The sequence below is a fragment of the Methylorubrum podarium genome (assembly GCF_022179745.1).
Taxonomy (GTDB): domain Bacteria; phylum Pseudomonadota; class Alphaproteobacteria; order Rhizobiales; family Beijerinckiaceae; genus Methylobacterium; species Methylobacterium podarium.
In genome coordinates this window covers 1-1891 of record NZ_BPRD01000721.1, presented here as the reverse complement: position 1 = coordinate 1891, position 1891 = coordinate 1, and the positions used below count along the sequence as shown (strand labels likewise).

At 57.0% G+C, this 1891-nt stretch carries 2 protein-coding genes; both read right to left on the bottom strand.

Annotation, left to right across the window (positions count from 1 at the left end):
• Nucleotides 1–981: ATP-binding protein (locus MFF42_RS26230; protein ID WP_238258879.1), on the bottom strand; the 981-nt coding region annotated here is incomplete at its 3' end.
• Nucleotides 978–1891: hypothetical protein (locus MFF42_RS26225; protein WP_238258878.1), on the bottom strand; the 914-nt coding region annotated here is incomplete at its 5' end. The genes MFF42_RS26230 and MFF42_RS26225, both read right to left, overlap by 4 nt.

Genomic DNA, 1891 nt, shown 5'->3' with positions numbered 1-1891 from the left:
CTCGATGATGCTCATCATGTTGGTGACGTGCTGAATACTTTCCCTGCTCAGTGCTTCCCGTCCAGCGGTGGGATGCAGGATTTCCAGGTTGACAAACCCGCCGAAACCGTAGTGACCTGAAATCGGTATCGGCGCCAAGCCGAACAGATTTCGAAAGCCGAGTGTCTGACCTCCCTGCTGGACTAGGTAGAGTCCGCCTCGCAGAGAGTTTCCACTAAGCGTCAGGTTTGTGAGCCGGGCACGTACGCGCGCCTGGGAATTGACAGCGGTTTCCAGCCTCCCGGAATAGTTGCCACCGGACACGTTGCGAGTAGCGACTACTTCGAATGTTGAGTCGCCTGCTCCGAGCACATTGTCGAATGTGTCCTGACTGATGAGCGTCTCGTTGACGAACACCGGCACGGGCAGAAAGCGCACATACTGGCGGAGGTAATCACAGGTTGTCTTCTCATCGATAGCAAACGACGGATCGAGCTCCGCCGTGACAATTGTTCCAGGGCTGCGTGAGTCGGCGACCCGCTCGAAAGTGATGCACTCCTGCGCGATTTTCAGGTCCTCACGTCGCGCGCCGCTGACAAGTGTCTCAGCCGCATCGATGTGGCGCGTTTCAACCTTCAAGGATGTGCACACGCCGAAATTGGCGAGCGCGCCAATGCCGAAGGTTCCGATGACGCCAGACTTTTGCGCAAGCTCCGACCGTTTGCCGCTTGACCCTGCCTTCCAGAAGTTCTGGCGTAAGACATCCTCTGTCATACCGATGCCGTCGTCTTCAACGCGGAGAATGCCGTTGCCGACGGTGACCTGTATTCGGCGCTCTTCGACGTTCAGGTTCTGCGCGGTGCAGCGCATAAGGATGGCGTCGTATGCGTTCTGGACGTTCTCGCGGAGTATCGCCTTCGGTGAATCATAAATCTCCGCCGAAAGAATTTGGAGAATTCTGCTCGTTTCCACGTCGAACAGTATGCGGCCGGTTTCGGTCATGACAGCCTCCGGGCATACTTGGTTCGAACCTCGATGAGAGCCGGATCGGATGTGCCGGCGACAAGCGGAAGTGTAAGGACTTCGCCTAATCTCACCTTCTGCTTTTCAGCCCACAGCGCGTCCATCAGAATAAGGGCTTCGATCTCACTGGTCGGCGGATCGAAGAACTTGATGACCGCCGCCATGTCGTCCAAGTGCCCAAGGCACTCTAGGAGTAGACGTCGCGCGAGAGGCTCGCGTTCGATATGAGGGATAAGAAGCTCCGCCGCATCTTTGAAGTGCTTGCCATCGAATAGTTGCTGAGCATCTATCAAGATAGTTATGTTTGAGCGTTTACCGGCTAACGGAGCGGGCGGCGGCTCAAATGTAAACTCGTGAAAAGTCGCTGCCGTCGCCGGCAGAGGACGCGGTCCCCAGATCGGTAATTGAAGATTATCGTTCTGCATCTCCCGCAGGTGCAAGCGGCCCTTCCGACCCTCTACGTCGATTTCGACAACGTTGTAAGCACGGCGAAAACCGAAGGCAGCCCCGCCGCAGAGCGTTCCGGCGCTAATCACGGTAATGCGGCGATCAGGACCGTGCCGGAAGCGCGTATCAAGAAACTCTGGCTTGTGCTGGTGCCCATGGAAGCCAAGGCTGAACTCACGGTCGATGAGGTTCTGTACGATGTCCGCGTCCATATAGTCGGACATCGAAGGCGAACCCTCCGTGTTGTGGTGCCAGGTCGCCACCCGCAGCCGGCCGTCGAACGATCTGTCTCTCAAGTGCAGTCCGGCACTTCCGATGCAGTCGGGATGAATTGCGCCCTGCCGATTGAGAAGGTCGTTGTTATGGCAGCTCGAAAACGCCACTACGGTCATCCCGAATGCCGGGTAGTCAAAGAAGTCGAGCTGCTTAGACGAGTCGGTAG